The organism is Binatus sp. (SeqCode) (assembly GCF_036522015.1).
GTDB lineage: Bacteria > Desulfobacterota > Binatia > Binatales > Binataceae > Binatus.
On sequence record NZ_DATDGQ010000021.1, the window covers coordinates 1 to 4,845 of the forward strand.

The 4,845-nt window shown below is 61.8% G+C and carries 3 protein-coding genes; 1 reads left to right on the forward strand and 2 read right to left on the reverse strand.

Annotated features, from left to right (window positions below; translation table 11 throughout):
• Positions 1–870, reverse strand: an 870-nt coding sequence (locus VIW95_RS00910; protein ID WP_331583066.1) for an ABC transporter permease, incomplete at its 3' end; no start/stop codon positions are given.
• A 356-nt stretch (positions 871–1,226) separates the two neighbouring features.
• Between VIW95_RS00910 and gspD the strand changes: the two genes are divergently transcribed.
• Positions 1,227–3,800 carry a type II secretion system secretin GspD gene (gene gspD, locus VIW95_RS00915; protein WP_331583068.1) on the forward strand — a complete coding sequence of 858 codons (2,574 nt, stop codon included), beginning with the start codon at positions 1,227–1,229 and terminating at the stop codon, positions 3,798–3,800.
• A 14-nt stretch (positions 3,801–3,814) separates the two neighbouring features.
• Here gspD and menA read toward each other — a convergent pair whose 3' ends face one another.
• A complete protein-coding gene (menA, locus tag VIW95_RS00920; protein WP_331583070.1) occupies positions 3,815–4,753 on the reverse strand; it encodes a 1,4-dihydroxy-2-naphthoate octaprenyltransferase in 939 nt (312 codons plus the stop codon).
• Positions 4,754–4,845: the final 92 nt, after the last annotated feature.

Here is a 4,845-nt window from a genome sequence, read left to right on the forward strand (position 1 = left end):
CAGGTTCTCCAGCTTGAGCGCGGCGAATAGCGGCGCATTGGCTGTCGTCCAGTCCTTCACCTCGAAATCAGGCCCAGCCATCACCGCGATCTTGTCGCGGATCGCCGGCGCGTCGAACAGGTTGATCAGCCGCAGCTCGAGCCCGCTCTCCAGCGACGCGTCGTCGGCCAGCAGCGCGCGTCCGTCCTTCAGCGCAACAAAAGCCAGCGTCGAATCGAAATCGTACATGCCGGAATGAAAAAATCCCGTCACTACGAACCGCTTGAGGCGAGGCGGACCGATTCCGGCGCCCAAACTCGTCGGCGAAATCAGAATCACCGCGTCGCCCGGCCTTACCCCCAGATCGAACGCCAGCGACTTGCCGAGAATCGCGCCGGGCAGTTGGACGACCCGCTTGACGCCCTTGTCGACGATCGTCACCGGATGCGTCGTCTCGAGGTCCGCCAGGGTCCCGTTCTCCAGCGTATCTTTCAATTCTTTCAGCACCGCATTGTCGTGCGGCTGGACTCCGCGAAGAATTCCGCCCGACACCAGGCCCGGTGCACCCGTGTCTGTGCTCGACACCGCCATCACCTGCGACGTGACGTACGGCGCCAAGGCTACTACTCCCGGCATCGCAGCGATCTTTTTCTCGAGCTCGCCCGGATTCCACACGCCGCCATCGCTGCGTTCGATCGTTACCTGCGGGGTGAACGCAAGCAGCCGCCCGCGCAGATCTTTCTCGAATCCGCTCATCACCGACAACGCGACACACAAGGCGAACGTCCCGATCGCTATCCCGGCGAGTGAGATGATAGCGATCACCGATACGAATCGCTCGCGCCGCCGCGCCCGCAAATATCGGAGCCCAATCAGGAATTCGTAGCGCAATCCATCACCTTCGCACCTGGCTTCTCACACTCTTACTTTGTCTTTTCTACCTTTTTCGGACCAACCGCTGGCGTCCATGACGCGCCGAACTGGCCCCTTTCTGTGTTTCAATTGAATCAAATCGGGTCGGTGATCGTCATAGTCGCCGAGCACTGTGACATTTGCAAGAATCCGGGTTGCGCAGCGCGGCGGACGTGAAATATGCTCACGTCGCTTTGATACGAGATGCGGAGGGACCTCGCATGAGCCGTTTTTTGCTTGGGGCGCTGACCGCAGCACTGCTGTTCGCAGCACTTAATCTTCGATCCTCCGCCTTCGCCGAATCTGCAGGGCTGCCTCCCCAGAACACAATCACGATGAACTTCCAGAACGTGGATATTCCCGTTCTCGCCAAGTTCATTTCCGAAATCACCGGCCGCAACTTCATCATCGACGAATCCGTGCGCGGCAAGGTTACGATCATCTCGCCGAGCAAGGTTACGCCCGAGCAGGCCTACTCGATCTTTCAATCCGTCCTCCAGGTAAAAGGCTTCACCACGGTTCAGGCCGGCAAGATCATCAAGATTGAGCCCGCGCGCAACGTGCGCTCGAACGCCCTCTATACCAAATCGCAGAACCCCGCCGAGACCAGCGGCGATGAATACGTCACCCGGATGGTGAAGCTCAAGAATATCGACGCCGCTTCCATCATCGGCGTGATCCAGCCGATGATTTCGCACGACGGCCTGGTGGCTGCCTTCCCCGGCGACAACACCGTGATCGTCACCGACGATGCTTACAACGTCGACCGATTGCTCCAGATAATCGACGAGCTCGACGTACGCGGCGAACAGGCGTCGATCGTGGTAATTCCGCTCAAGCTGGCATTCGCCGGTGAGCTGGCCCCCGAAATCGATCAGCTGATGGCAGCCAAGATGGGCGCCGCCAACGGCAGCAACCCCCAGATGATCCGGCCGCAGATGGGCGTCGCGACCTCGGCCACCGGCCCTTCGCTGGGATACAAAGTCATTCCCGACGAGCGCACAAATTGCCTGATCGTGATGGCGCCGCCGCTTCAGATGCGGGAGATCCAGGATATAGTTTTCAAGCTCGACGTGGTTCCGCCCCTGGCCACTTCGCGAATCCACGTCTATCGCCTCAAGAACGCGCAGGCGCTCGAGATGGTCCAGGTGCTCAACAACCTGCTGAACGGCGGCAGCGGACCGACCACGCTCTCGCCCACCACCGGCAAAGGATCACTCGGCCGCTCCAGCTTCAACGACGCCGCCAGCGGCTTCGGCAGCGGGGGCTTCGGCGGAATCGGCGGCGGCGGTGGTGGATACGGCGGGATGGCCAGTAGCGCGAGCTTTGGCGGTTCCAGCGGCGGCGGCGGCTTCGGTGGCTCGAGCGGCGGCGGCGGTTTCGGCGGCGGAGGTGGCGGGTTGCGCAGCCGCGGCTCGATGAGCGGTGCGGGGGGTGGAGGTTCGTCGTCGGCCAGCTCGGCCGGCAAGAGCATCGATTTCTCCTATCCGGTAAATATCACGGCTGACCCCGCGACCAACGCGATGGTTATCAGCGCGTCGCCGCAGGATTGGCAGACCCTCAAGCAGATTATCGACGACCTCGACACGCCGCGCGTCCAGATTTTCGTGCAGGCCGTCATCGTCGAGGTTTCCGCCGAGCGCCAGCGCGATATGGGCGTCAGTTTCTACTCCAATGGCGTCGGTGGCGGAAGCGTATTCGGCGTCGGCGGCATCAATTTCGGACAGCTTCAGACCGCCCTTGCCGACCCGCTCGGCTTAACCGGACTCGGCCTCGGTCTGGCGTCAAACACCATGTGTAAGATCCCTGTCGCAATCGCACAGACGGTGACCCCCGGCACCCCGAGCCCTACCTCCAGCACCATGAAGGTCCCATGCGATTTCGCGCTCATGACCGCGCTCGAAACCGACACTCACGCCAACGTGCTCTCCGCGCCGACCCTGCTTACGGCCGACAATGAAGAGGCGATGATCGTCGTCGGACAGAATCTGCCCTTCGTCGGATCGGCGTCAGCCAACGCGGGATTGCCCGGACAAATCTTCAACTCGGTCGATCGCCAGAACGTCGGCATCACACTCGACATCGTGCCGCAGGTTTCCGAGGGCGATTACGTCAAACTCGATCTGTATGAGGAAGTTTCCAACGTCGTCAACGGCACCCAGAACGCGACCCTCGGACCCACGACGACTATTCGCTCCGCCTCGACCACCGTGCTCATCCAGAACCATCGCACCGCAGTAATCGGCGGCCTGCTCGCCAGCCAGGATCAGATCAACAACCAGGGCGTGCCGTTCATCTCGAGCATCCCGGTGCTCGGCAACTTGTTCAGCGACAAGTCGAGCGACAAGCAGAAGGACAACCTGATCGTTTTCCTGACGCCGCATATCGTGCGCAACAAGAGTGAGCTGCGCGAGTTGGCGCTCGACGAGCGCCAGCGGTTCGTCAACTCGCTGGGCCGCAAGGAAATTCACGACATGCCGGCCTCGCAAATTCACGAGATCTACAAGCCGAGCTTCTCGATTCCCGTCTCTCCAGCGGCGGACCTGAACGCGCCCTACGGCGGTCCGGCGGCGCCTCCGGGACCTGAAAATCCGGGCGCCGCGTACGAATCCGCGCCGCCGGGCGGCAACAGCACCGATAACCCCTTCAACACCACCGAGATCGGGCCAACCTCGATGAACTCCAACGCGCCGGCCGCCACGACGTACTCAAATACGACGACCTCGGTTAGCGCTTCGTATCCAGCGTCGTCGGGACGATACGCCACGACCGGCGGCGCGACGGTAACGCCGCTTGATCCGGGCGCCGGCACAGTCTCCGCGGGCCCGGGCGTCAGCAGCCCGTTCGCAGACTCGTCGACTGCCCTGGGCGCGTCGAAGGCCGGCGTGACTCCGGGCATCTCGCCGTAGTCACCGCGCCGTCCTCACCACCCGGCGAACGCGGCGACCAGGAATGCCGCGATCATCAGGAGCCCGAACTCCATGTGGAGCTGGATTGATCGAAACAAACCGAGATTCAGCTTTTTCGGATCGCTCTCGCGCGTCATGATTCGAATCTGATCGAGCGCACGAGGGATAGTAAGAAAAACTGCGAGCCCGATCCACGGAATCGCGTTCACCAGCACTCCCACGATCATCGTGACGTAAGCCGCGACGTCGAGCACGATCAGCTCATAGTTCGCGCCGGTGCGACCCAGCATCGTCGCCAGCGTCCGCTTGCGGTGGCGCGTGTCGCTCTCGATGTCGCGAATATTGTTGGCGTGCAGGATTCCCGCGACCAGGAAGCCCAGCGGTATCGACGCCCAAATCGCCGGCGACGAAAAATGCATCGCCATCACAAAGTATGAGCCCACGACGATCGCCGGGCCCATGAAAATGAACACGGTCAACTCGCCCAGCGCCACGTAGGCCAGTGACACCGGGCTCGCGGTGTAAAAGTAACCGGCGGCGATGCTTGGGATTCCGATCGCGAGAATCGGCCATCCGCACTGATAAACAAGCATCAGGCCGATCAGCGCGCCGATCGCAAACGCGACGATTCCACCGCGCCAGACTTGATCGGCGCTCAGCAGTCCGCGCTGAATCACCATGCTCGGCCCAAGCGATTGCTCGCTGTCGGCGCCGCTGCGGAAATCGTAGTAGTCGTTAATAAGATTGGTGCCGGCCTGGATAGCCATCGCCCCCACCAGCGCGAGAATCATCCGCCCCAGCGAAAAGAATCCGGCCCGCGCCGCCACCGCCACCCCCAGCAGCACTGGAATCGCAGCCGCACTCAGCGACGGCGCCCGAATCGCTTGAATCCAGACCGTTACGGCGCCAGGCCGCGCCCCATTACCATCAGCAATTGCACCAGCTTCCGCCATCGCTAGATCAACACCTTCGCTTCCTTTAAACGTACGATCTCCGCGACGCTGTAGCCGAGCAGCTCGCTCATCAATTCATCGGTATGCTCACC

Excerpts from the sequence above, each read along its gene's own strand:
- gspD (WP_331583068.1), top strand. The coding sequence starts at position 1,227 with ATGAACTTCCAGAACGTGGATATTCCCGTTCTCGCCAAGTTCATTTCC.
- menA (WP_331583070.1), bottom strand. The coding sequence starts at position 4,753 with ATGGCGGAAGCTGGTGCAATTGCTGATGGTAATGGGGCGCGGCCTGGC.